This is a genomic window from Cupriavidus sp. Met-2, from assembly GCF_049843575.1.
In the GTDB taxonomy this organism is placed as follows: domain Bacteria; phylum Pseudomonadota; class Gammaproteobacteria; order Burkholderiales; family Burkholderiaceae; genus Cupriavidus; species Cupriavidus metallidurans.
Genome location: NZ_JBBHZL010000012.1, coordinates 203729 through 226000 on the forward strand (window position 1 = coordinate 203729; position 22272 = coordinate 226000).

20 protein-coding genes are annotated in these 22272 nt (G+C 63.2%); 10 read left to right on the top strand and 10 right to left on the bottom strand.

The window, feature by feature from the left end; all coding sequences use genetic code 11:
- Positions 1-18: 18 nt before the first annotated feature.
- The 3 genes from WD006_RS23475 to WD006_RS23485 form a co-directional block, all read right to left on the bottom strand.
- Positions 19-498: a hypothetical protein gene (locus WD006_RS23475; protein WP_231138540.1), complete on the bottom strand. Its 480-nt coding sequence runs from the start codon at positions 496-498 to the stop codon at positions 19-21.
- 23 nt (positions 499-521) lie between these two features.
- Complete coding sequence (locus WD006_RS23480) at positions 522-1037, bottom strand: hypothetical protein (protein ID WP_029308727.1); 516 nt, start codon at positions 1035-1037, stop codon at positions 522-524.
- Positions 1038-1211: 174 nt separating this feature from the next.
- Positions 1212-2159, bottom strand: coding sequence for a LysR family transcriptional regulator (locus tag WD006_RS23485; protein ID WP_029308728.1), 948 nt, complete (start codon positions 2157-2159; stop codon positions 1212-1214).
- A gap of 116 nt (positions 2160-2275) precedes the next feature.
- Here WD006_RS23485 and WD006_RS23490 point away from each other — a divergent pair, with 116 nt between their 5' ends.
- From WD006_RS23490 to WD006_RS23505, 4 genes are all read left to right on the top strand, one after another.
- On the top strand, positions 2276-3079 hold the full coding sequence (locus WD006_RS23490) for a gamma-glutamyl-gamma-aminobutyrate hydrolase family protein (RefSeq protein WP_029308729.1): 804 nt from the start codon (positions 2276-2278) through the stop codon (positions 3077-3079).
- 12 nt (positions 3080-3091) lie between these two features.
- Complete coding sequence (locus WD006_RS23495) at positions 3092-4201, top strand: M14 family metallopeptidase (protein ID WP_011520157.1); 1110 nt, start codon at positions 3092-3094, stop codon at positions 4199-4201.
- Positions 4202-4250: 49 nt separating this feature from the next.
- On the top strand, positions 4251-5582 hold the full coding sequence (locus WD006_RS23500; protein WP_011520156.1) for an MFS transporter: 1332 nt from the start codon (positions 4251-4253) through the stop codon (positions 5580-5582).
- Positions 5583-5808: 226 nt separating this feature from the next.
- Positions 5809-6972: a porin gene (locus tag WD006_RS23505; RefSeq protein WP_011520155.1), complete on the top strand. Its 1164-nt coding sequence runs from the start codon at positions 5809-5811 to the stop codon at positions 6970-6972.
- A 115-nt stretch (positions 6973-7087) separates the two neighbouring features.
- Here the strand turns inward: WD006_RS23505 and fumC are convergent, their stop codons facing one another.
- Both fumC and WD006_RS23515 read right to left on the bottom strand, forming a co-directional pair.
- The gene (gene fumC, locus WD006_RS23510; protein ID WP_029308730.1) at positions 7088-8491 is read right to left on the bottom strand and encodes a class II fumarate hydratase; all 1404 of its coding nucleotides are present in this window, start codon (positions 8489-8491) and stop codon (positions 7088-7090) included.
- A gap of 165 nt (positions 8492-8656) precedes the next feature.
- Positions 8657-9007 (bottom strand): four-helix bundle copper-binding protein, encoded by a 351-nt coding sequence (locus WD006_RS23515; protein WP_011520154.1) that lies wholly within the window; start codon positions 9005-9007, stop codon positions 8657-8659.
- A 210-nt stretch (positions 9008-9217) separates the two neighbouring features.
- On the opposite strand from WD006_RS23515, the gene WD006_RS23520 reads away from it, so the two are divergent.
- On the top strand, positions 9218-9589 hold the full coding sequence (locus WD006_RS23520; protein WP_017510601.1) for a hypothetical protein: 372 nt from the start codon (positions 9218-9220) through the stop codon (positions 9587-9589).
- Positions 9590-9664: 75 nt separating this feature from the next.
- On the opposite strand, the gene WD006_RS23525 is transcribed toward WD006_RS23520, so the two are convergent.
- Complete coding sequence (locus tag WD006_RS23525) at positions 9665-11653, bottom strand: sensor domain-containing diguanylate cyclase (RefSeq protein ID WP_029308731.1); 1989 nt, start codon at positions 11651-11653, stop codon at positions 9665-9667.
- 18 nt (positions 11654-11671) lie between these two features.
- Here WD006_RS23525 and WD006_RS23530 point away from each other — a divergent pair, with 18 nt between their 5' ends.
- On the top strand, positions 11672-13417 hold the full coding sequence (locus WD006_RS23530) for a putative bifunctional diguanylate cyclase/phosphodiesterase (RefSeq protein ID WP_029308732.1): 1746 nt from the start codon (positions 11672-11674) through the stop codon (positions 13415-13417).
- Positions 13418-13597: 180 nt separating this feature from the next.
- Here WD006_RS23530 and WD006_RS23535 read toward each other — a convergent pair whose 3' ends face one another.
- Positions 13598-13933 (bottom strand): PadR family transcriptional regulator, encoded by a 336-nt coding sequence (locus WD006_RS23535; RefSeq protein WP_008643977.1) that lies wholly within the window; start codon positions 13931-13933, stop codon positions 13598-13600.
- Positions 13934-14469: 536 nt separating this feature from the next.
- Between WD006_RS23535 and WD006_RS23540 the strand changes: the two genes are divergently transcribed.
- Positions 14470-15381 carry a DMT family transporter gene (locus WD006_RS23540; protein WP_029308733.1) on the top strand — a complete coding sequence of 304 codons (912 nt, stop codon included), beginning with the start codon at positions 14470-14472 and terminating at the stop codon, positions 15379-15381.
- A 13-nt stretch (positions 15382-15394) separates the two neighbouring features.
- On the opposite strand, the gene WD006_RS23545 is transcribed toward WD006_RS23540, so the two are convergent.
- Positions 15395-15751: a hypothetical protein gene (locus WD006_RS23545; protein ID WP_008643981.1), complete on the bottom strand. Its 357-nt coding sequence runs from the start codon at positions 15749-15751 to the stop codon at positions 15395-15397.
- Positions 15752-15871: 120 nt separating this feature from the next.
- Complete coding sequence (fur, locus tag WD006_RS23550; protein WP_051723264.1) at positions 15872-16345, bottom strand: ferric iron uptake transcriptional regulator; 474 nt, start codon at positions 16343-16345, stop codon at positions 15872-15874.
- 1204 nt (positions 16346-17549) lie between these two features.
- Here fur and WD006_RS23555 point away from each other — a divergent pair.
- Both WD006_RS23555 and WD006_RS23560 read left to right on the top strand, forming a co-directional pair.
- Complete coding sequence (locus tag WD006_RS23555; protein ID WP_029308735.1) at positions 17550-19253, top strand: AMP-binding protein; 1704 nt, start codon at positions 17550-17552, stop codon at positions 19251-19253.
- 189 nt (positions 19254-19442) lie between these two features.
- Complete coding sequence (locus WD006_RS23560) at positions 19443-20180, top strand: IclR family transcriptional regulator (protein ID WP_029308736.1); 738 nt, start codon at positions 19443-19445, stop codon at positions 20178-20180.
- A 28-nt stretch (positions 20181-20208) separates the two neighbouring features.
- Here the strand turns inward: WD006_RS23560 and WD006_RS23565 are convergent, their stop codons facing one another.
- Positions 20209-21111 carry an HpcH/HpaI aldolase/citrate lyase family protein gene (locus tag WD006_RS23565; protein WP_104669937.1) on the bottom strand — a complete coding sequence of 301 codons (903 nt, stop codon included), beginning with the start codon at positions 21109-21111 and terminating at the stop codon, positions 20209-20211.
- A gap of 243 nt (positions 21112-21354) precedes the next feature.
- On the opposite strand from WD006_RS23565, the gene WD006_RS23570 reads away from it, so the two are divergent.
- The coding region (locus tag WD006_RS23570; RefSeq protein ID WP_231108942.1) for an MmgE/PrpD family protein at positions 21355-22272 on the top strand (918 nt) is incomplete at its 3' end.

Sequence of the window (22272 nt, forward strand, 5' to 3'; positions counted from 1 at the left end):
AGGGGGAGTGGCAGGTGGCTATTGCAGGTTGCCCCAGCGTGCAACCGCTGGCTCGGCATTGGCCCATTTCCACTGGCCATGCTGCTGGCAGGCCGTGACGAAGAACCATTGGGAAGTCTTGGAGGGCTGCCCGTTCGTCCCCGACTCGACAGTGGAGAACAAGGCTTCCTTGCAGAGAGCGAGCGGACTGTCGATGACGCGGATTACCTGTAGCACGCCGCGTTGATTGCCATAGGCGACGGCATGCCGGACCTCCCACGGCTGCTCGAAGCCGATGGGCGTATCACCGATGACCGCTGCGATGCTGTCCTGCTCCTCGCGTTGCCAGTACCGGTAGACGTACTTGCCAGCCGCATCGGCCGCCGCGCTGACGCCGACCGCAACACCGTATCCCACAACAGGATTTGCCGTGACGGCACCGGTGGTAATTCCGGCCACGGCCCCCGAAATTTCGCCGACGGAACTGCACGCGCAGAGACTCGCGATCGCCGCCGACAAGACCAACCTCGCGCAGAGCGGCCTCACTGAAGCGAACCCCACCGCTCGGTAGCGGGCTCGGCGGAAGCCCACTTCCATACCGACCCGTCGCGGCAAACCGCGGCGATATAGAAGCCGTTGCCCTTGTTCGCATCGTCGACGGAGAAAATGATCTCCTTGCAGGCAAGGTAGGTATTGCCCAGCAATCGGGTCACGGTCACCCATCCCTTCTCATCGGGCTCGAGCGGCACGGTGTGAGCCACTTCCCAGGTCGCCACCGCGCCGACATCGAGGTTGCCGGCCACCTGCGCGATCTGATGCTGCGTTTCGGCGTGTACCTTGCGCTGACTGGCCTGCAGGGCGGCCTTGGCGCCAGCCTGCACACCGAGGCCAATGCCCGTGGCAATGGCCGCGTTGTCCGTGACCGCGCCGGCAATGGCGGCGCCGCCCATGCCAGCGACAGCCGTCGTGCCCTCATTCATCAGTGAACTGCAGCCGGTCAGCATCCCCGCCGACATCGCCGTCAGCAGGAGGGTGGTGACACAGACAAGCTTATGCATGGGGCACATCCAGGCAGGCATTGAAACAACCTGCGGAAACTATCACGTTGCCGCAACGCCCGCAGCCATGGCCCTTTGCCATGGGTCATGAATCAGACCGTTCTGGGCATCGTCGCGGAAGTCGTCCTGGAGGCGGCCCACTGATCGAACTGCCCATACGCGGATCGAGTGCGATCACCGATCCGCCGCAAGTCCTTTGATGGTGGCAATCTCGCTTGCCGCCATGGCGAAGCGCTGGCGGATGATCTCGAAGGCCATCATGGTCGCGGGCGCCATGGTGCGGTTGCCATGCCGGACGATACCGAGCGTCAAGTCCAGTTCCAGTGCGGGCCGTACGGCAAGTTCGACAATGAGCTGTGATTTGAGCGCGGAGATCGCGGCAAGGTCCGTCAGCGGGACAACTGCATCGGTGGATGCCACGATCTCCAGTACGGTGCCGATGTCGTCCGAGATCAGCGCGAACTGGTCCTGCACGGGCGCGGGCAGTTCGTAGAGTTGCGCAAGCCGCTGTCCCAGCGATGGTTCGAAGTAGCCGGGCGCGATCAGAGGGTACTCGCGGATCTGCGCGGCGCTGACATTTTCGTTGTTTGCGAACGGGTGATCGCGCCGCGCATACCAGCCAAATGTGCAAGGAAAGATGGATTCGATCGCCAGCCCATCGTGCAGCTTTGCCACGCGGGTGTCGCCGACGAAGAAGTCGATGCGTTCGGCATGCAGGGCATCGAGGAGTCGCTCGGACGTGTCGATCAGGCTGCGCAGCCGCAGTCCAGGCGATGTGCGCAGCAGTTCGGCCAGCATTGGGCGCAGGATTGGCGTGGCAAGCGAAGAGCCCATGCCTACCGAGAACGTGCCGAGATCACCGGACTGCATCAGGCCGAGTGTCCGCAGGCCTTCTTTTTCGTCGGAAAGCATGCTGCGCGCGCGGGGCGCATAGGCGATGGCATAGGTGGTCGGGCGCAGCCGCCGGTCATTCCTGTCGAACAGCGGCACGCCAAGCATGTCTTCAAGCGCGCGGATGCTGCGAGATAGCGCTGGCTGGCTCAGATGAACCGATTCGGCCGCCGCGGCCAATGAGCCAGTATCGAGAAGGGCCAGAAAGTGGCGTAGTTGACGCGTATTCATGACGATGACAGTCCACTTGCATAAATTGCATTCTAACCAGAATTTAGTTGCAATTTACACAAGTAGTGGATGTCTCCAAACTGCGGCCAGATCCATTCCGACTGCCGCATCGTTCCATGTCATCCGCCTCAATTCAAAAGTCACTTCTTCCGGTCGTGGCGATCATCACGGATCGCATCGACCTCCACAGGCATCCGGCTTACTCGGTTCTCGGTGGCTATGTGCGGGCTGTTAGCGAGATTGCCGGTGCGCAGCCGCTGCTGCTCCCGGCGTGCGCCGACGCCATCGATGCCGACACGTTGATCGACACGCTGGACGGCATCGTCCTGACCGGCAGTCCGTCCAACATCGCGGCGGAAAGGTATGGAGCCACGCCCCTGCCGGCAACGACATGCCAGGACCCCCACCGTGACGCCGCGGTGTTTGGTCTGCTGCCAGCCCTGATCGATGCCGGGGTCCCAATACTGGGGATTTGCCGTGGCTTTCAGGAGTTGAACGTCTTGCATGGCGGCACGCTCGAGCGCACGGTGCACGCTCAGCCTGGCCGACTGGATCATCGGGAGGGCGACCACGACCGACCGATCCAGCAGTGGTACGACGATAGCCACGATATTCACATCGTGCCTGGCGGCTGGCTGGCAGGGATCGCCGGGCGTTCGGCCGCGGTCAATTCGCTGCATCACCAGGGCGTCGAGCGGCTCGGTGCCGGACTGCGTATCGAAGCGACGGCGCCCGATGGACTCGTGGAGGCGTTCTCGCTTGCCAACGCAGCGCAATTCACGCTTGCCGTCCAGTGGCATCCGGAGATGCGTATCGACGATTGCGGCCTGGCCAAAGCGATCTTTTCCGAGTTTGGACGCGCATGTGGCGAACGTCGCGCCACTCGGACGCGCGCATCCAGACCGACATTCCCTGCCTGAGGTCATCGACATATGGAATCAGCGCTGCATCATCGAGGAGTCAAGGTGCAACCAGAAGTTCGTAACCTGTTCAGTCGAACCTACGCGGAGGCCCGGCAGAAGTTCCTGCAGGCCGCCGCATCGCGCGGGCTCGACGTCGAGTCCCATGAACTGCCGCTCGATGGCGCACATGGCGAGACGCTGGCCACGGACGTCGTGCGCGACGGGCCGCTGCATGCTTCGAAGCTGGTCATCATCATCAGCGGCGTGCACGGCGTGGAAGGTTATTGTGGCTCCGCCATTCAGACCGGGTTGCTTGGCCTTGGCCCGGTAGCTGCGCCGGACACGGCGGTGCTGTATATCCATGCGGTCAATCCCCACGGGTTTTCGTACTCGCGCCGGGAGACGCAGGAGAACGTCGACCTGAACCGCAACTTCGTCGACTTCTCGGCTCCGCTGCCGGACAACAAGCCCTATGCGGAGATCCACGAGCTCTTGCTCCCCAGGGAGTGGCCGCCCGGCGATGACAACGAGCTGGCGCTGTTCATGTTGCGCAAGGAGTGGGGCGTGAAGGGGTTTCAGCGTGCCGTCTCGCTGGGTCAATACCGCTTCGAGGATGGCATGCATTTCGGCGGGCGCGAGCCAGCCTGGAGCAACACCACATTTCGTCGGATCCTCCAACGCCATGCGCGCAACTGCCAGCATCTGGGCTCCATTGACGTTCACACCGGGCTTGGACCTTATGGCGTGGGGGAGCGCATCTTCGCTTGCCTCGACGAAGGGCGTTCGCTGGAGCGAGCGCGTCGTTGGTGGGGGGATGTGACGTCCGTTCATGCCGGGACTTCGAACAGCATCCCCATGACCGGGCCGATCCAGTTCGCACTCTTCGACGAGTGCGCGCAGGCCGAGCAGACCAACCTCTGCCTGGAGTTCGGCACGTATCCGATGCCACAAGTCATTGGCGCCAGCCGTGCCGAACACTGGCTGCACCGCCACGGTTCGTCTGACCCGCTGCAGGCGGCGGCCATCCGCCAGACCCTCAAGGATGCGTTCTATCCCCAGGCGGACGACTGGCAACAGGCTGTCTGGCAACAGGGCCGCGACGTGTTCCTGCAGACCCTGAATGGACTGCGGGAAGACTGATCGTCTGAGCAGGCCCTCAGCCCATTCATAACGATTCCAAGGAGACAAAATGCGCGCCACCAGTCCGGCGTCTGCCCAGACGCTTGCGGTTCACACGGCGAGGGATGTCGGCGAGCCCGACGTTCGGCCAGTTATTGGTCGGGCCGCGGTTGCCGCCGCCGTTGCAGGCAACGCCCTCGAGTTCTACGACTTCGTCATCTACGCTTACTTTGCCGTCTACATCGGTCGCGCATTTTTTCCGGTCGGTGGCGAGTTCGGCAGCCTGCTGCTCGCGGCCGCCACCTTCGGAGTGGGATTCTTCACTCGCCCACTCGGCGCCGTACTGATCGGCGCGCTGGCTGACAGGGCCGGTCGCAAGCCTGCAATGATCCTGACCGTGGCGTTGATCACCTTTGGCACGCTTGGCATGGCCGCCACGCCAAGCTATGCGTCTATCGGTATCGCCGCTCCCATCATCGTGGTGGCTTGCCGTCTGCTACAGGGCCTTGCGCTCGGCGGAGAGGTGGGGCCAGCAACCGCGCTACTCGTCGAGGCCGCACCGCCGCATCGCCGTGCACTTTACGCGAGTTGGCAATTGGCCAGCCAGGGTATTGCCGTGGCGGTTGGTGGACTGCTGGGCGTTGCGGTGTCGATGTTGCTTCCGGCGGAAGACCTGGCCGCCTGGGGGTGGCGTATCCCCTTCGTGATCAGCATCGCGCTCGTGCCGGTCGCCCTGAAGATTCGCCGCAGCCTGCCCGAAACCTTCGAAGCCCGGACCGAGCGCAGCACCGCCGAGGTGGTCGGTGGCCTGATGAAGTCGCACCGGCGCTATGTTGTTCTGGGTGTGCTGATGGTGCTGTCTGCCTCCGTCGCGTCTCAGATTGGCAACTACATGACCACTTACGCGATCCAGACGTTGCACCTGCCCGCAACACTTGCGCAGACCAGTGCGCTGGTTGGTGGCGTGATGACGTTCGCGTTCGGCCTGGTGGGAGGCTGGCTATGCGATTGGCGCGGCCGGAAGATTGTCCTGATTGCGCCGCGCGTCGCGCTGATGCTGTTGATCGTGCCAATGTTCTGGTGGCTGGGCGCAATGCCCGGTGCCATCAGCTTCCTGACCGTGACAGCGGTACTCGCAGCGCTCACCGCCATGAGTGCCGCGGCATCGATCGTCGTGATTCCCGAGTTGTTGCCGGCTGGCTTTCGCAGTATCGGCGTCTCTCTGGTCTACGCGATCGGTACCACGCTATTCGGAGGGACCACGCAGTTCGTGGTGACAGGCTTGCTGGCCTGGACGCACAACCCTAATGCGCCGGCCTGGTATCTCGCCGCCACCAGCATCGTCAGCCTTGTGGCGATCTGGCTCCTGCCGGAAACGCGCGGCACCGACATCTCCGAATAGCACACGCCTGTTCGCCAGTGGGACGCAGTGCCGTCCCAGTGTTCCCAATCTGCAGTGCGAGCCAAAGCCGGGGTAATTCGCTGGCGGGGGGCAATTGCGCCCATTTTCCTGACCAGCAACCTGTCTGGGCCATGTCGGCTTGAAGTTTTGTGGGAGCGGTCGTGTTTTCGCGCCGTTCCGGCAGGAGTGGAAGGTCTTTCAGACCGATGAGAGGAGAAACATAACGATGAAGAAGATTTTGTTTGCGACGGCGGTGCTTGGCGCCATGGGTACTGCACACGCTCAGTCGAGCGTGACACTCTATGGTGTCGCGGATGCCAACATCGAGTACGTGAGTCATCTTGGCTCTCAGCCGCCAACACCTGCTAATGGCTTCAATGCCGGGCAGGGTGGGAACACATGGCGACTGACTTCGGGTGGCCTGTCCAGTTCACGCTGGGGTTTGCGCGGCGTGGAGGACCTCGGCAGCGGCACCAAGGCCGTGTACGTGCTGGAAAGCGGGTTCAGCATTGACAATGGTGTGCAGTCGCAAGGCCGGTTGTTCGGTCGCCAGGCATACGTTGGGGTCGACAGCCGCTATGGCCAGTTCCTGTTCGGGCGCCAGTACACGTCGCTGTTCCACATCATGGCGAACTACTCGCCCACGGCTTATGCGGTGCAGTACGAACCCGTCGTGGCATTCGCAGGTGCGAACCTTCGCGAAGACAACACGGCCAAATACATCGGCACCTTCGGCCCGGTGACGGCCATCGCGCACTGGTCGTTCGGCACGGGAGTCGCGCTGCCGGGCACGAGCCAGGGTGCGCCAAGCGTGGGCGGCAATGGCGAAGTGCCGGGCCAGTTCCGTCGCGACTCCGCCTATGGCCTCGGTGCGGAATATGCAGCCGGCCCCTTCGGTGTGGCCGTGGCCTATGACCAGTACAACCCGAGTCTTAGCTCAGCCGCGGGCGCTTTCGTCGGTACCGGCTCATTCAAGAAAGCGACGATCGGTGCCAGCTATACGCTGGGTGCCACCGCCAAGATCATGGGCGGCTATCGCTGGGGTCAGAACAAGGCGCAAGACGGCTCCACGCTGATTCTGCGGGACGACTTCTTCTGGATTGGCGGCAACTACCAGGTCACCCCGGCCCTGGGTCTGACGCTGGAGTACAACTACGACAACGTGAAGAACCTGCTGGGCCAGACGCATTTGGCCAACCCATGGCAGGTGTCCTTCATCGCTGACTACACGCTGTCCAAACGCACCGATCTGTACCTGACAACGGCGTTCTCGAAGAACGCGGGCCTCAACTTCGATACGTCGGCCATCAGCTTCGCGAACGGATACTTCCTCGCCAGCGGCCAGAGCACGATGCTCGGCGTTGCGCTCGGCGTACGTCACAAGTTCTGAGCGTCTGGGCCCCGGCCTGCCGGTGGCTAAAAAGGCCAGGCAAGTGAATCCCTTCACTTGCCTGGCCTTGTCGTTTCAACCAGATCAATAGCGCGTTCGCTTTCCTGATCGCCTCTCAGACTTCCTTCGTCATTGCCTTGAAGTCGATCCACTGATCGAACTGTTCGTTGGTGACGTGGCCCGATGCGATGGCGGCCTCGCGCAACGAGAGGTTCTTCTTCACCGCGAGCTTCGCGATCTCGGCAGCCTTGTCGTAGCCGATATGCGGGTTGAGCGCGGTCACAGACATCAGGGAGCGCTCAAGCAGTTCCTGAATGCGCACGCGATCGGGTTCCACGCCTTCAACCATGTGTTCGGCGAAGCTCGATGCGGCGTCGGCCAGCAGTGTGACGGACTGCATCAGGCTGTAGATGATCACTGGCTTGTACGCATTGAGTTCCAGCGTGCCGAGGCTGTTTGCCAGCGTCACGGTCGTGTGATTGCCGATGACGCGGCAACAGACCATCGCCAAGGCCTCAGCCTGCGTCGGATTGACCTTGCCGGGCATGATCGACGAGCCGGGCTCGTTGGCGGGCAATTGCAGTTCGGCAAAGCCGGCACGGGGCCCCGAGCCCAGCAGCATGAAATCTCGGGCGATCTTCAGGAATGACGAAGCCGTGGTGTTCAGCGCGCCGGACAGGTCGGCCAGCGCGTCGTGGGCGGCTTGCAGTGCGTAGCGGTTTGGCGCGGGCTCGAACGGCAGGCTGGTGTAGGTGGCCAGCGCGCGGGCAAAGGCGACGGCGAATCCCGGCGGCGCGTTGAGTCCGGTGCCGACTGCCGTGCCACCCTGAGGCACCGGCATCGCGCGCAGCATGGCCTGTTGCAGGCGCGACTGGGCATCGGCCACCTGTGTCATGTAGCCGGAGAATTCCTGGCCCAGGGTCAGCGGCACGGCGTCCTGCAGATGAGTGCGGCCGACTTTGACGATATCGTCGAATGCCTCGACCTTCTTCGCGAAAGTCTGCTGGAGTTTCTCCAGCGAAGGCAGCAGCGTCTGCTGGATCGCGCGTGTGGCCGCGATGTGCATCGCCGTCGGAAAGCTGTCGTTGGAAGACTGGCTGCAGTTGACGTGGTCGTTCGGATGCACCGGCTTCTTGCTGCCGACCTCGCCGCCCAGGAGCTGGATGGCCCGGTTGGAGATGACCTCGTTCAGGTTCATGTTGGTCTGCGTGCCGGAGCCCGTCTGCCAGACGGAGAGCGGAAACTCGCCTGGCCATTTGCCGGCGATCACTTCCTCGGCTGCGCGTTCGATGGCATCGGCCAGATCGGGCTTGAGCACGCCGAGTTCCCGGTTGGCGCGGGCCGCGCACAGTTTCAGTATCGCGAACGCCTCGATCAACGCAGGCGGCATCTTTTCGCTGCCGATTCGGAAATTCTGACGCGATCGCTCGGTCTGGGCACCCCAGAGATGATCCGCCGGGACGGCGACGTCTCCAAGGCTGTCTTTCTCGATACGGGTGGCGGACGACTTCTCGGACATGGACGGACTCCTTCAGGAAAGGGATCGCAGCGAGTGCTGAGTACGATCTGCAAGGATAGCCGCCTGATGTGATATCCGCCGTGTACGGGAACAAAGTCCCTGCCGCCGGTGCGTGCATAGATGCACGCCGGCGGCGGTTGCCTGGTCAGGTTGGGACGGGGGGCTTCAGGCAGTCATCTTCAGGCACATCTCCATGCAGGCGGCGCAGGCCTTGGCGCATTCCTGGCAATGCCAATGGTCATAGCGCTCGCATTCCTCCTTGCACCACTTGCACACTTCGGCACAGTCTTCGCAGACCAGCGGCGCGAACTCGCTGTTGCGCAGCATGTAGGACGCGGCCAGGTTGGCGATGCCTGCGCAATCCATGTCGAGCGCAATGCAGCGCGTCATCTTCCTCGTGTCGGGCTCCTCCAGGCAAGCGGCCGCGCACTTGAGGCATGCGGCGGCGGCGGCATTGCAGGCTGCGATACAGTCGGCGTAACGGGAGAAATTCTCCTGCACGGTGGGTCGAATCATCGGTGTCCTCCTTGGGGGGTAGGTGGTAGGCAACCGTTATCCACAATAGCAGGCGTATCGTGGTCGTGCCGGACACGCGTACTGGTCTACAATGGCACGCCCGTGCCATGCGCCGGCGGAGTCTGGATGAATCCTTTGAGTGGGGTTTGGCCGACGAAGCGCGCAGAAGGCCGTGGTAGACGAAAACAGGCAGTCAGAAAGGACAGCATCATGGGTGAGGCAAAACGGCGGGGAACGCCCGAGGAACGGGCACAACAGGCGCGTGCGCGCGTCGATGCACTGCGGCCGGCACAACTGGTCTGCGGGGCCTGCAAGACGGCGTTCACCAATTTCGATGCCATCCCGGCGCCGGGATTGCACGGCATCGACGCGGTATTCGGCGGTCAATGCCCGAACTGCGGCAACGACGTGGTCGTGTTCAAGGGCGAGTCCAAGGCCGTGGCCGAGGCCATGCTGGCCTACGAGAGGATGATGGGCGAGAGCGCGAAGCTCGGTTACCAGTCGGCGGACGGCCGCCATGTGCCGTTTGACGCGGATGCGCCCCAGGCGTCGGACGCTTCCGACGAGTCCACGAAGCACTGAGCAGCAGCTCCAGCTCTGGCGCCACCGGCCAGCCGATTCTGACACTGTCAGGCGGCTTTCAGCGCCGAAAGTGGGTCAGGCCCCAGCGTCTGCCAGCAGTTCCGCGGGGCCGATTTCGTAGCGACCCCGGCCCAGGGCCTTGGCGCGATACAGCAGTACATCGGCCTGCCGCATCAGCGTTTCCTCGCTGATCGGCGTGCCCTTGTAGAGAGCCACGCCGATGCTCACGTCGACGTCGGCCAGTATTCCATCGAAATAGAAGTGCCGACCGACCGATTCCAGGATCGCGCCGGCAATTCGCTGCGCCGTGGCTGGCGTGCCGATGTCCTCGAGAATTACCGCGAATTCGTCCCCGCCGATGCGCGCGACATGATCGCTCTCGCGCACACAGCGCCGCAGACGCAGCGCGAATGCCTGCAGCAGCAGATCGCCGGTGGCATGGCCGTGTATGTCGTTGACGGCCTTGAAGCGATCCATGTCCAGATAAAGCAGGGCCATCAGTTGCTGCTCGGCGCGGCTCAGCATCATCGCGTCCCGCAACTGGCTTTCGAAGGCGTTGCGGTTCTGGAGTTGGGTCAGGTGGTCCGTTCGCGAGATGTGCGACAGCCGCAGATTCTCCACCTTGCGCCGCGTGATGTCCTCCACGTGGATGTGTACGCCCACCACCTGCCGGCCATCCTCGCCCCATTCCGGGCGATAGTTCATTTCCATCCAGTGATGATGCGGGAAGTGATACTCGGCCTCGAAGCTGACCTCCTCGCCCCGCAGCGCGCGTTGCAGGAAGGGCTGGGCGCGTGCGTATCGTTCCTCGCCCAGCACTTCGCGCACGGTCTTGCCCTGGATTTCATCCAGCGACATACCGAACACACGCTCGTAGGCGATGTTGTTGAAGACGTAGCGTTCGTCGCTGTCGATGAAGGCCAGCAGTGCCGGGAGCGTGTCGGTGACCGCGCGCAGCCGCCGTTCGCTGCGTGCCAGTTGCAGTCCGCGCTGGCGCATGTCACGCATCAGGCGGATGAAGGCGCCGGTGACATCGCCGATCTCGTCGCGGTGCGGACGCTTTGGCAAGCGCTGAAATGCATCCAGGTCGTTCGCGCTCGCCTGCACCACCTGATGCAGGCGAGAAAGCGGCGTCAGCAACTGGCGTACCGCCAGCCAGATCAGCAGCGCCACCACCGACAGGGCGATGGCCGACATCATCAGGAATCGACGCTGCATCTGGCGCAGTGGCGCATAGGCTTCCTGTGCCGGCATCACGGCCACGAGTTCCCAGCCCGTGCTTGCCATCAGCCGGCGGGCGATCACGGGCCGGGTCGGGGTGAGAAATTCCAGCGGCGCGCTGTGATCGTCCACGCCGCAGGTCTCGCCAACGGCGTGGGCGGGCTTGCGCGCCATGGTGGGGTCCGGATGCTGGACATAGACGGGTTCGCTGCCGGCCGACACCAGGCAGTAGAAGCCCGTGGTGCCCAGCCGGTTATTGGCGATTTCCACCAGGAAGTTCGAGTTGGCAAGGTTGAGCCAGCCCCCCGCGACGCCCAGGAACTCGCCGGACAACGAGAGCACCGGTACCGCCACCAGGACGCCCACATAGCCGCCGACGCGGGAGCGGATCGGCGCGGCAACCACGACATTGCGCGTGCGAATGGCCTCGAGGAAGTAGGCGCGGTCACCCACCTCGACGGGCTTGCCGTCCATGGTCAGGACTGTGCCAGCCGCGTCGACGACCATCACGGCATTGAACGCCTCGGGCATTGGTATCGTGCGGTCGATTGCCTGCTGTAGCGCCGCCCGTACGGCATCGTGTGGCTGCTCATGCGCGGAAGCGAGCGTGTCGCGCAGTTGCGGTGCCAGGTGGGAGAGCAGCTCGATACGGTCATCCATCGCCGTGTCGAGCTGGTCCACCGATAGCTTGACGATGGAGTCCTGCTGATTCTGCAGCGCGTCTTCGAGATCGAGATGGGCGAAGTAGAGCGAGCCGATGACGATGCCTCCGCCGAGAATGCCGGCAAGCACCGTGGTGATCAGCGCAATGCGTACCTTGAGCGACGGCAGTAACCGGGGCATGTGAGTGTCACGGAGTCGATGTGGCATCGAAAGCCTGTGAATTCGCTGGAGCCAGCGCTTTGCGCAGATCTGGTTGCTGGCGAACGTAAGTTATCACGTTCGCCTGATGATGAAAGTCCGGAGAAACCGGGTTTGACAGCCTGCGTTCCATGCGTCTCTTGTCATCGAAAACGAATCGACCGCTACTGTGCGGGCGCAAGCACACAAGGTATAGTGCGCCAGACACGGTGTTCTTCGGGTGTCCATCGCCAGAGAAAGGGCCCACAACGCCTCCACTGCTGTTTCATTCTTTCGTTCATGCAACCGCTCTTGTCACCGCTCGTCTGGCTTCCGCTGCTACTCGCGACGGCTGCGGTCATGCTGGCGGGATGGCTCGCAGGCCGTCTTCGGCGTGAGCGCCAGGAAGCGCGCAAGCAAGCGACGCTTGCGGATGCCTATATCAGCCACATGGCAAAGCACGATGCGCTGACGGGGCTGCCAAACCGGTCGGAACTGCATGAGCGATGCGAAGTACTGCTCGCGGAAGCGCGCCGTCGTGGCACTGGTGTGGCGCTGCTGTTGCTCGATCTCGACCATTTCAAACACATCAATGAAACGCTCGGCCATCCCGTGGGGGACGACCTGCTGCGGACCATCGCCGACCGCATTCGCGGGGCGGTGCGGCCCCGCGATGTGGTGGCGCGCATGGGCGGCGACGAATTTGCCGTGGCGCTTGGAGACTTGCGCTTCGATGGCGAGGCCGAGCTGGTGGCTGCCAAGATTCTTGCGCGCGTGTCCGAGGACCTGCCGCTGGCGGGCGAACATGTTCGCGTCACGCCCTCGCTCGGCATGGCGATCTTTCCCCAGGATGGCAATTCGCTGACGGACCTGATGAAATCGGCCGACGCGGCGATGTATGCCGCCAAGCATGGCGGGCGCGCCCAACTGCGGCGTTTTGCCAGCGAGATGGCGGAGGCATCGCGGACGCGCTTCACGATCGAGGGGTTGCTCCGTCGCGCGCTGGCCAAGGGGGAGTTCCGGTTGCGCTACCAGCCGATCGTCGACGTTTCCAGGCTGGCGTTGCTCGGGGTCGAGGCCCTGATCGCCTGGGAGACCCCCGAGCGCGGCGTGATGCAGCCGTCTGAGTTCATCCCGATCGCCGAGCAGTGCGGTCTCGTCAGCGAGCTTGGCGAGTGGGTGCTGGGCAAGGCTTGCCAGGATATCCAGTCGGTGCGTCAGGAGCTGGGGTGCGATATCGATGTCGCGGTCAATATTTCGCCGCTGCAATTGCGTCAGGCAAGTTTCCCGGCGGCCGTTGCGCAGGCGTTGCGCGCTTCCGGGCTGCCGGCCGCCAGTCTGACCATCGAGGTGACCGAGGGCATTCTCGTCGACGGCAGCGAGACCACCGTCGAGACGCTCCGGCAGGTGCGCCAGCTGGGCGTGGGGATTTCGATCGACGACTTCGGTACGGGCTACTCGGGGCTCGGGTATCTGACCCGCCTGCCAATCAGCAAGCTCAAGATCGACAAGTCGTTCGTCGATGATCTCGCCGTGCCGGGACACGACCGGGCGGTGGCCGCGGCCATCGTCGCGCTCGGGCGCCAGTTGCATCTGCAGGTGGTGGCCGAGGGCGTGGAGACAAAAGCGCAGTTCGATTTCCTGCGCGCCGAAGGATGCGATGCCGTGCAGGGTTACCTGTTCAGCCAGCCGGTTGGACTGGATACGCTGCGTCAGATCCTGCGTGGCGATAGCAGTCTGGCCAATGCGGACGTGCTTGCGGCCTGACATGGCGGCATGACGTCTGGCACGCCGCGGGCGTCCGCAGAAACGGGTACGCAACGTCACGCACGCATCGGGTGGATACGCGGTGGCTGAGACGTTTGATCCCACCCAAACAAACAAACCGGCAGGCCGCTGGCGCGGCGTGCCGGTTTCGTCATTCAAGCGTGGCTTGGGAATCAGGAATCAGGTGTGGGAAACGGTCGCCGGTGCCATGGCGACGGTCTCGGCGACGGGATTGTGGAGTCGGCGATACAACTCGTCGATCCGTGTGCGGCTGGTGGCCAACTCTTCACGCCCCAGTTCGGTGAGCAGGTAGACCCGCCCGATACCGTCGCGCAGGACGCTTTCGAGATAACCCTCCATCTGCAGCGCACGCAGCAGAGGTCGTACGGAGCCGATGTCTACCTGGAATCCGTAATCCATGAGCATTTCCGCAAGCATCGCAACGGTGGCGGGCACCTCCATGGCGAATTGCATGACGTAGACGCGGGCGAGCAAGCCGAGGAACTGTCGTTTCATGTCGCTGGCAACGCTGTAAGGGGGAGGATGGTTGACGCGGGAACACAACGTGCACCATACGCCAGTTGCTGTATGTGGCCCTGCTGTGACATACGATACAACTTTTCGTCACGACAAAAAAAGAAGCCGCCAGGATTGCCTGGCGGCTTGTCGGGAATGCGTCGGAGGGGTCAATTAACTCTGGCGCAGTACAGATTTTAAAGGAATCGAATACGCGATGTCACGCCCTGTGGTAGTGCCCCCTACATTTGAGGGGTGATTACGAAAGGCAATCGAAAGCAATATGCGGCGGAAGCGCAACAATCGCTGTACTTCTACGCTTTAAGATGCGATTTCGATGATTTTGCGGCGCAGCAAAGGCGTCTCCTGGTGGAGCAGGGGAATGTCCGAATCCAGCGTGCTGCTTGCCGGTTTCAGCGCTTTAATACCTTCCCGTGGCGCCGTTGCTGCGCGTGGCATCGACCAATGTGCCGATTCTGTCGCATATCGACAACGGTCTGATGTTTTTCGGTTTGATCATTGCATTTCATAACCCAATGAGACCCGCTGACCTGTTTCGTCTTCTACTGCTGTCGGCCATCTGGGGCGCCAGCTTCTTATTCATCCGTATCGGTGCCCCGGTGCTCGGGCCGCTGCCGACGGCATTCTTCCGGGTGCTGATCGGTGCCGTGACGCTTGCCGCCTGCCTTCCGATGCTCGGGCTCAAATGGGACATGCAGGGCAAGTGGCGTGCCGTGATCATCCTCGGCATCATCAACTCGGGCATTCCTTTCGTGATGTATGCCATCGCCGCGCTCTGGCTGCCAGCTGGGTACTCGGCGATCTTTAACGCGATGACACCGCTGATGGGAGTGCTGATCGGCTCGCTGTTCTTTGCCGAAAAGCTGACGCGTGCCAAGGCTGCCGGTGTCCTGATGGGGCTGGCGGGTGTCGGCGTGCTGACGCGGACGGGGCCGGTGGTGTTCTCGCACGAGGTGTTGCTCGGCGCGCTGGCTTGCCTGGTGGCAACGTCGTGCTACGGACTGGCGGGCTTCCTGACGCGCCGGTGGATCACCGCTCGTGGCGGTCTGGACAGTCGCCTGGTCGCTGCTGGCAGCCTGGTGGGCGCAACGTTGTTCCTGCTGCCTTTCAGCGCGGTCGCGCTGTGGCGAGAGAACACGCTGCCGGCTGCGGGGCCCGGCGTCTGGGCGGCGATGCTCGCGGTCGGGATGTTCTGCACCGCGATCGCCTACGTGCTGTACTTCCGGCTGATTGCCGACCTGGGTCCGGTCAGATCGCTGACCGTGACCTTCCTGATCCCGCCGTTCGGCATCGTTTGGGGCTGGATGTTCCTTGGGGAATCGCTGTCGTGGGCCCACGCCGCAGGGATGGCGCTGATTGGCGTGGCGGTCTGGCTGGTGTTGCGACCGGCCGCGCCGGCTGTGGCGCCGGCGCCGGCCCGGTCGTGATCGTCACGCTGGATCAGCGGCGGTAGTAGTCGTCGTGATGGTGCCACGCGTGGTACTCGCGACGGTCATACCAGCGGCGGCCGTCCCAATAACGATCCCCGTGCCAGCCGACGACGACTGCCGGCGCCACATAGACCGGCGGGCCCGGGCGGTAGACCACCGGAGGCGGCGGCGCTATGTAGGCGGGTGGTGGGGGCGCCACCACCACGGGCGCGGGAGCCACAACGACGGGTGCGGGAGCGACTACCACCGGCGCAGGCACGCCGAGACTGACGCCGATATCGACGCGAGCCATTGCGGAGGCGGAGGCAGCGAGCGCGGCTGCGCCAGCGAGGAAAATCGAAAAGTAGAGAGGGCGCTTGTTGTTCACGGTCTTCAGCCTTCACCAGAAGGGGTGAGTTGCTACGCCTCCACTCTACCCATGTGGCGTATTACCATTCGCGCGCGTTTGTAACGGAAGCTGGCTATTCTGTAAGCAACATCCGGGGTGTCAGCGCGCCGCGTCGACGCCTGCTTCCACCGCCCCAATGCGTGACCGCTGGCAATCGGGGCAGAGCCCATACAGCACCAGCATGTGCTCGCGCAGCACGAAATCATTGCGCGCCGCCACCTGCTTCTGGCGCTGCTCGATCGCCTCGTCACGAAACTCCTCGACGCGCCCGCATTCCAGACAGATCAGATGGTCGTGATGACCGCCCTCGTTGAGTTCGAAAACAGAATGATCGGATTCAAAGCTGTGGCGTAACAGGATGTCCGCCTGCACGAGCTGGTTGAGCACCCGATAGACCGTCGACAGCCCGGCATCGATGCCCAGTTCAAGCATGGTCCGATAGACGTCTTCCGCGCTCAGGTGGCGGCGTTCGCTTGCGCGAAGTACCTCAAGCACGTGCATGCGCGGAGACGTGGCCCTCAGGCCAGCGCGCTTGAGTGGGACTACATCGGCATTCACGTTGGAGGTCATCATGCGGATCTCACCCGCGGGCGGGCGGTGCAATGGAACCAGGCGAGGGCCTGGAATGGAACGGGAAAGAAGAAGTCAGGCGGAAGACGCCCGGTCCGGCGCGTGTTGCATCGTCCCGGGCGGCGCGCCGTGCCTGGACGGCGCGCGGAATAAAAAGGTGGCCTGGCTTGTTGCTGGATGACGCGATCGGGAAAACGGGGTCTGGTTGTTTTCCCGATCTTCCTGCAACTGGCTACTACCAAACGCTCCGTGTTTCGGAGCGGTCCCCACAAAAGTCGGTATAAGGCGTCGCGAGCCCGGTTTCGGCCGGAGACGACGCTCTGAAAACTTGTACCGTCCGGTTCCGGCGACTTGCCGCGCGTCAGACAGTGATCGAATAGTAAATAGGAATCGATCTCATTACAAGAGATTTTTTCGATCGTGGCTTGTGGTCTGATATGTAGGGCAGGTATCGAGCAGCGGGTTCGTCGATACTCGCGCCACTGCGGCATTTCCGCTAGCCATGCCGCTCCTGACTGCCCGAAGAAGTTCGGACCGAACATGCTCCAGTCTTCTGGCTGCTAGCGCACAGATCTTGCCCTTCTAGCGAGCGTAGTAATGGCAATACTTGCCGGGCCTCTGGGCAAGTGCCAGCTCTGCATGCTTGCCATGCCACCATCGAATCCGCGTTGACGGTGGGGCGGCAAAGTGCAGTGCGCCGTCGTCCCGACATTCGTAGGATGCGCTGTGGGTGACAATCTCAAATCGGCTTTCGCCGCTCTCATATCCGCCAGTGTCATTATCTTTGCCTATGCAAAGGTCTCGAACACCGAGGTAACTTCCGTGCTCGCGCAGTTGTTCCACGTGGTCGTCGAGCCGTTGCGCTGGCTCCTCTAGAGCCGCCGACGTCCCTTGGCGGACGCACAGCACTGCACGGAACGTATCCCTGGGCTGGATCCCGGGCCAAGTGCATCGACGCGATCGCAGTGGGAAGCCAAAGCCAGCCCTGGAACGTTCATTCCCGCCTGACACGCTGGTATTCCCCGGCTGCCGGCGCCAACCCCCGAAACCTATACTTCAACGTTGTTGCAGCGCGACTTCTTGCCAGTCGCCCACGCCTGACGGCGGGGTACGGTTGGGTGTTGGCTCGAATGCCGCGCACCGTTCGGGGTATTGGTAATTCGCTGTTCATTCGAGAGCGCTCTACCGCGCCAACCAGGAGACAAGGATGAAAGACGGGGCATCAGGAGCCGCAGCATTCGTCGCCGCACGGGACTTTCTGCTGCGACATCGCGCGGACTACGATCGCGCATATGGGGAATTTGCCTGGCCACAGCTCGGCGAGTTCAACTGGGCGCTCGATTACTTCGACGTCATGGCGCAGGGAAACGACAATCCCGCACTCTGGATTGTGGACAGCCCCAATGATGCAGGCGCGCCATTGTCTTTCAGGGAGATGTCGGAGCGCTCTTCTCGCATGGCCAACTACTTACGCGGCTTGGGTGTCTCGCGCGGCGACCGGCTCCTCCTGATGCTGCCCAATCGGGTCGAGTTGTGGGATGTCATGCTGGCGGCGATGAAGCTCGGTGCCGTTGTGCTGCCTGCCACGACCCAGTTATCTCCCGACGATGTTCGCGATCGCGTGCAACTCGGCGAGGCGCGGTTCGTCGTGGTCGACGGTGCGGAGCTGGGAAAATTCGAAGATGTTGACGCGAGTGTCACCCGTATCGCGGTGGGCGAGCGCGTCGCAGGGTGGCATCACATTGGTGACGCGTATCAGGCGTCGCCAACCTTCGTCCCGGACGGGGTAACCCGCGCGACGGATCTGCTGCTCCTGTATTTCACGTCGGGCACGACATCGAAACCAAAGCTGGTCGAACACACGCATCAGAGCTATCCCGTTGGCCACTTGTCGACGATGTACTGGATTGGGCTCCAGCCCGGGGACATTCACTGGAACATCAGTTCCCCGGGATGGGCCAAGCACGCATGGAGTTGCTTCTACGCGCCGTGGAATGCCCAGGCGTGCGTCTTCATCTACAACTTCGCCCGCTTCGCTCCGAGGGATGCGCTGGACGTGCTCGTGCAACGCAACGTCACTACGCTCTGCGCCCCGCCAACGGTATGGCGAATGCTCGTGCAGGAGCCGTTGGCTTCGTATGCGGTAAAGCTGCGCGAGATCGTCGGGGCAGGAGAACCGCTCAACCCGGAAATCATCGAGCGGGTGCAGAGCGCGTGGGGCATCACCATTCGCGACGGATTCGGGCAGACCGAGACAACCTGCCAAATCGGCAATCCGCCGGGTCAGCCCGTCGTGCCAGGCTCGATGGGCAGGCCGCTTCCTGGGTACCGTGTCGATCTGGTGGATCCGGATGATCATCCCGCAAACGAGGGCGAGATTGTCCTCTCGCTGGCCAGCCGCCCGCTTGGATTGATGGCGGGCTACTCGAACAACGAGAAGGCGACTGCGGAAGCCATGCGCAATGGCTTCTATCACACGTCCGATATCGCGATGCGCCGGGAAGACGGGTACCTTGTCTACGTGGGTCGCGCGGACGATGTCTTCAAGGCATCGGACTACCGGCTGAGTCCATTCGAGCTGGAGAGCGTCCTGATCGAACACGAGGCCATTGGCGAGGCCGCCGTTGTGCCGAGCCCGGACCCGGTAAAGCTGTATGTGCCGAAGGCCTATGTCACGGTTCGCCAGGGCTACGAGGCTGGCCCCGAACTGGCCAGGGCGGTATTCCGCTTTTCGAGAGAGAAGCTCGCTCCGTACAAGCGGATTCGCAGGCTGCAGTTCAGCGAGCTACCCAAGACGATCTCCGGAAAGATCCGGCGCGTTGACCTCCGCCGCCGCGAGATGGAGCGCGAGGATCAGTCGTCGAGGATGCCCGGTGAATACTGGGAGGAAGATTTCCCCGACCTACGTTGACTGATGTTGCTTGATGCCGACGGATGGCGTGGCAAGACCCGCGGAGGGTGGATCAGGAACCGCGCTCCGCTAGCCGCGCTCCCCATTCCGCACTGGCGGCCGGCACCCGACGCGGTCTGGTTTTCCCGGTTCCATCACCCCTGATCCAGGCTTAAACTTGATGCCTCGCTGATATCAGGGGGCGCTCAGATGGATAACAGGACGGTCAAATCCGCAGATCGTGTGTTCGACCTGCTGGAGTTGTTCGAACGCGTGCGCCGGCCGCTGCGCGTTGGCGAGATTGCCGAGCGCCTTGGCGTCCCGCAGTCCAGTGTTTCCATGCTGCTGCGAACGATGGTGGCGCGCGGCTATATGGAGTTCGACGCGCAGATGCGCAGCTACTGCCCGTCCGTCCGGGTGGCATTCATGTGCGGCTGGACCACGCGAAAGCAGGGCGCCGGCGCCTCCGTCCACGACGCGATGCGGCGGCTGTCGAGCGAGACCGGCGAGACGGTGCTGCTGGGGCGCCAGAGCGGCAACATGCTGCAGTACTTGTCCGTCATCGAATCCAGCCAGGGGCTGCGCCTGTCGGTATCGTCCGGCACCCTCCGGCCGATGCATCGCACCGCCATCGGCATCATGCTGATGAGCCGGATGGAAGACGATCAGATCGGACGGATGCTGCGCCGATTCAATGCCGAGGTTCCTGCTGGCGAGTCAGCCGTGCGGCCCGCCGAGATCATGCGTGCCATCGAGCAGGCGCGTCGGCAGGGGTACTACGAATCGGCCAGTCTTGCCTCACCGGGGGCCGGCGTAATCGCCACGCTTGTGGCGACGCCGATACGTGGACAGTGGCTCGGCATCGGCACCGGCGGCCCGGTGGCGCGGCTGCACGCACGGCGCAAGAAGCTGCTGGCCGCCGTGCTCGCGGTGGCGCAGGACTGCTGAGCGCCGCTGTCCCGGAAGAATCAACCAGTTAGCCGGGCAACTGCTGACTGCGTGTCTGAATCGCATCCAGCTTGGTTAGTAGTCGCGTCGCCTGCTCCAGGTGCAGGCGCTCGACCATGCGTCCATCCAGATTGATGACACCCGCCGCTTCGTGTTCGCGACGCGCGAAGGCGGCCACGATCGCGCGCGCATCGGCAATCGCGGCGTCTGACGGCGTGAACGCCCGGTTGGCGGGCTCGACTTGCGAAGGGTGGATCAGCGTCTTGCCGTCGAAACCCATCCGCACTGACTGCAGCGCCTCGCTGTCGAAGCCCGCGCGGTCGCCGAAGTCGTTCCACACACCATCCAGCACCTCGATGCCATATCGCTTGGCGGCGAGCACGATGGACATCAGCCAGGGCACCAGATATATGCGATTGTCGCCAGGATAAACGCCGGTTTCCTTCGCGATGTCGTTGGTGCCGACGACCAGGCACGCGAGCGAGACCCGGCTGTCCTTGCCGGCACGCAAAATGTCGTCGACATGATGGATGGCGCAGGCGGTCTCCATCATGGCCCACAGCCGGGGCGCGGGGCCGTCCACAAGCTTGCCGACCGCGGCGGCGAATGCCTCCAGATCGGCACCGGTATCCACCTTTGGCAACAAGACGGCATCCGCGCGGCACGTGGCGGCCGCGCGAAGATCCGCGTCGAATTCGGCCGTTCCCAATGCATTCACCCGTATCACGGTTTCGTGCGCTGCAAATGGCTGCGTCGCGAACGCGGCGATCAGGTTCTCGCGGGCCTGGGCCTTCATGGCGGGCGCCACGGCGTCCTCCAGATCGAACACGATGACATCGCAGGGCAGGCTGCGGACTTTCTCTATGGCGCGTGGATTGCTCGCGGGCACGTAGAGCACGGAGCGGCGAGGCGTGGTGGTGTTCATGGTCATGGGGTAGTGGGTGATGAGAGACGACGCAGGCATCAAGGATGACACGGATGCCGGGACCGGGATTGCGATCGCAACCGAACGCTGATGAAAGTTTCCGCTGTGAGATCGTCGTAGCTCATCACGTATGTGATGGATCGGCGCAATCCGGAACCATCACATATGTGATACAACGCCTGCGGCCATTTGCCAATACTCAAGCCCATCGACAACAACCCAGCGCCCGTCACCACGGGTCGCCTCCGAGTGGAAACTGATAACACCATCGATGAAGCCACTGCTGGCAGCGGCACTGGCACGGGCTTTACCCAGGCAATGGGCACCTGGATCAGCACGGTCGACGATGCGGAGATCGGCGAGCCAGCTTTCGAGTGGGCACGACATGCCATGCTCGACTGGGTCGCGGTCACCATCGCCGCTGCCAGTGAGCCGCTCGTGGAAATGCTCACAGCAGAATACGCCAGCCAGGCAGCACTGCCTTGCGCCCTGCTGGGCAGTTCGCGCCGCGCGGACGTGGCGCAGGCCGCGCTGATCAATGGCTCCGCCGGCCACGCCCTCGACTTCGATGACGTTGCTTCGGCGATGCATGGCCACCCGACCGTACCCGTGGCGCCCGCGGCGCTGGCGGTGGCGCAGGCCACCCGCGCCAGTGGCAAGGACCTGCTGCGCGCGCTGGTGGTGGGGCACGAAGTGGAAAGCAGGATTGGTGAGATCGTAGGCACGGAACAGTATGAGCTCGGCCTGCATCCCACCGGCACAACGGGCACGCTAGGTGCGGCCGCAGCGTGTGCCAGGCTGAGTGGACTGGACCCGACCACCACGGCGCACGCGCTGGGATTGGCCGCGACGCAGGCCGCCGGGCTCAAGTGCATGTTCGGCACGATGGCCAAGCCACTGCACGCGGGCAAGGCGGCCATGAACGGCGTGATGGCCGCCCGGCTGGCCGCACGCGGCTTTACCGCCAATCCGAACGGCATCGAATGTCCGCAGGGCTTCGGCAGCACGCAGTCGCATGCCGCACCGGCGTTTCCGGATACGTTCGAACGGCGGACGATCATGGCCATCGAACGCACGCTGTTCAAGTTCCACGCATCCTGCTACCTCACGCACTCGACCATCGAGGCCGTGCGTGCCGCGTGCCGTGAGCACCAGATCGATCTGGAC

What these genes read in the sequence shown, in the direction of transcription:
- WD006_RS23480 (WP_029308727.1), bottom strand. Translation starts at nt 1,037, where the DNA reads ATGCATAAGCTTGTCTGTGTCACCACCCTCCTGCTGACGGCGATGTCG.
- WD006_RS23485 (WP_029308728.1), bottom strand. Translation starts at nt 2,159, where the DNA reads ATGAATACGCGTCAACTACGCCACTTTCTGGCCCTTCTCGATACTGGC.
- WD006_RS23490 (WP_029308729.1), top strand. Translation starts at nt 2,276, where the DNA reads ATGTCATCCGCCTCAATTCAAAAGTCACTTCTTCCGGTCGTGGCGATC.
- WD006_RS23495 (WP_011520157.1), top strand. Translation starts at nt 3,092, where the DNA reads ATGGAATCAGCGCTGCATCATCGAGGAGTCAAGGTGCAACCAGAAGTT.
- WD006_RS23500 (WP_011520156.1), top strand. Translation starts at nt 4,251, where the DNA reads ATGCGCGCCACCAGTCCGGCGTCTGCCCAGACGCTTGCGGTTCACACG.
- WD006_RS23505 (WP_011520155.1), top strand. Translation starts at nt 5,809, where the DNA reads ATGAAGAAGATTTTGTTTGCGACGGCGGTGCTTGGCGCCATGGGTACT.
- fumC (WP_029308730.1), bottom strand. Translation starts at nt 8,491, where the DNA reads ATGTCCGAGAAGTCGTCCGCCACCCGTATCGAGAAAGACAGCCTTGGA.
- WD006_RS23515 (WP_011520154.1), bottom strand. Translation starts at nt 9,007, where the DNA reads ATGATTCGACCCACCGTGCAGGAGAATTTCTCCCGTTACGCCGACTGT.
- WD006_RS23520 (WP_017510601.1), top strand. Translation starts at nt 9,218, where the DNA reads ATGGGTGAGGCAAAACGGCGGGGAACGCCCGAGGAACGGGCACAACAG.
- WD006_RS23525 (WP_029308731.1), bottom strand. Translation starts at nt 11,653, where the DNA reads ATGCCCCGGTTACTGCCGTCGCTCAAGGTACGCATTGCGCTGATCACC.
- WD006_RS23530 (WP_029308732.1), top strand. Translation starts at nt 11,672, where the DNA reads ATGTGGCATCGAAAGCCTGTGAATTCGCTGGAGCCAGCGCTTTGCGCA.
- WD006_RS23535 (WP_008643977.1), bottom strand. Translation starts at nt 13,933, where the DNA reads ATGAAACGACAGTTCCTCGGCTTGCTCGCCCGCGTCTACGTCATGCAA.
- WD006_RS23540 (WP_029308733.1), top strand. Translation starts at nt 14,470, where the DNA reads ATGAGACCCGCTGACCTGTTTCGTCTTCTACTGCTGTCGGCCATCTGG.
- fur (WP_051723264.1), bottom strand. Translation starts at nt 16,345, where the DNA reads ATGATGACCTCCAACGTGAATGCCGATGTAGTCCCACTCAAGCGCGCT.
- WD006_RS23555 (WP_029308735.1), top strand. Translation starts at nt 17,550, where the DNA reads ATGAAAGACGGGGCATCAGGAGCCGCAGCATTCGTCGCCGCACGGGAC.
- WD006_RS23560 (WP_029308736.1), top strand. Translation starts at nt 19,443, where the DNA reads ATGGATAACAGGACGGTCAAATCCGCAGATCGTGTGTTCGACCTGCTG.
- WD006_RS23565 (WP_104669937.1), bottom strand. Translation starts at nt 21,111, where the DNA reads ATGACCATGAACACCACCACGCCTCGCCGCTCCGTGCTCTACGTGCCC.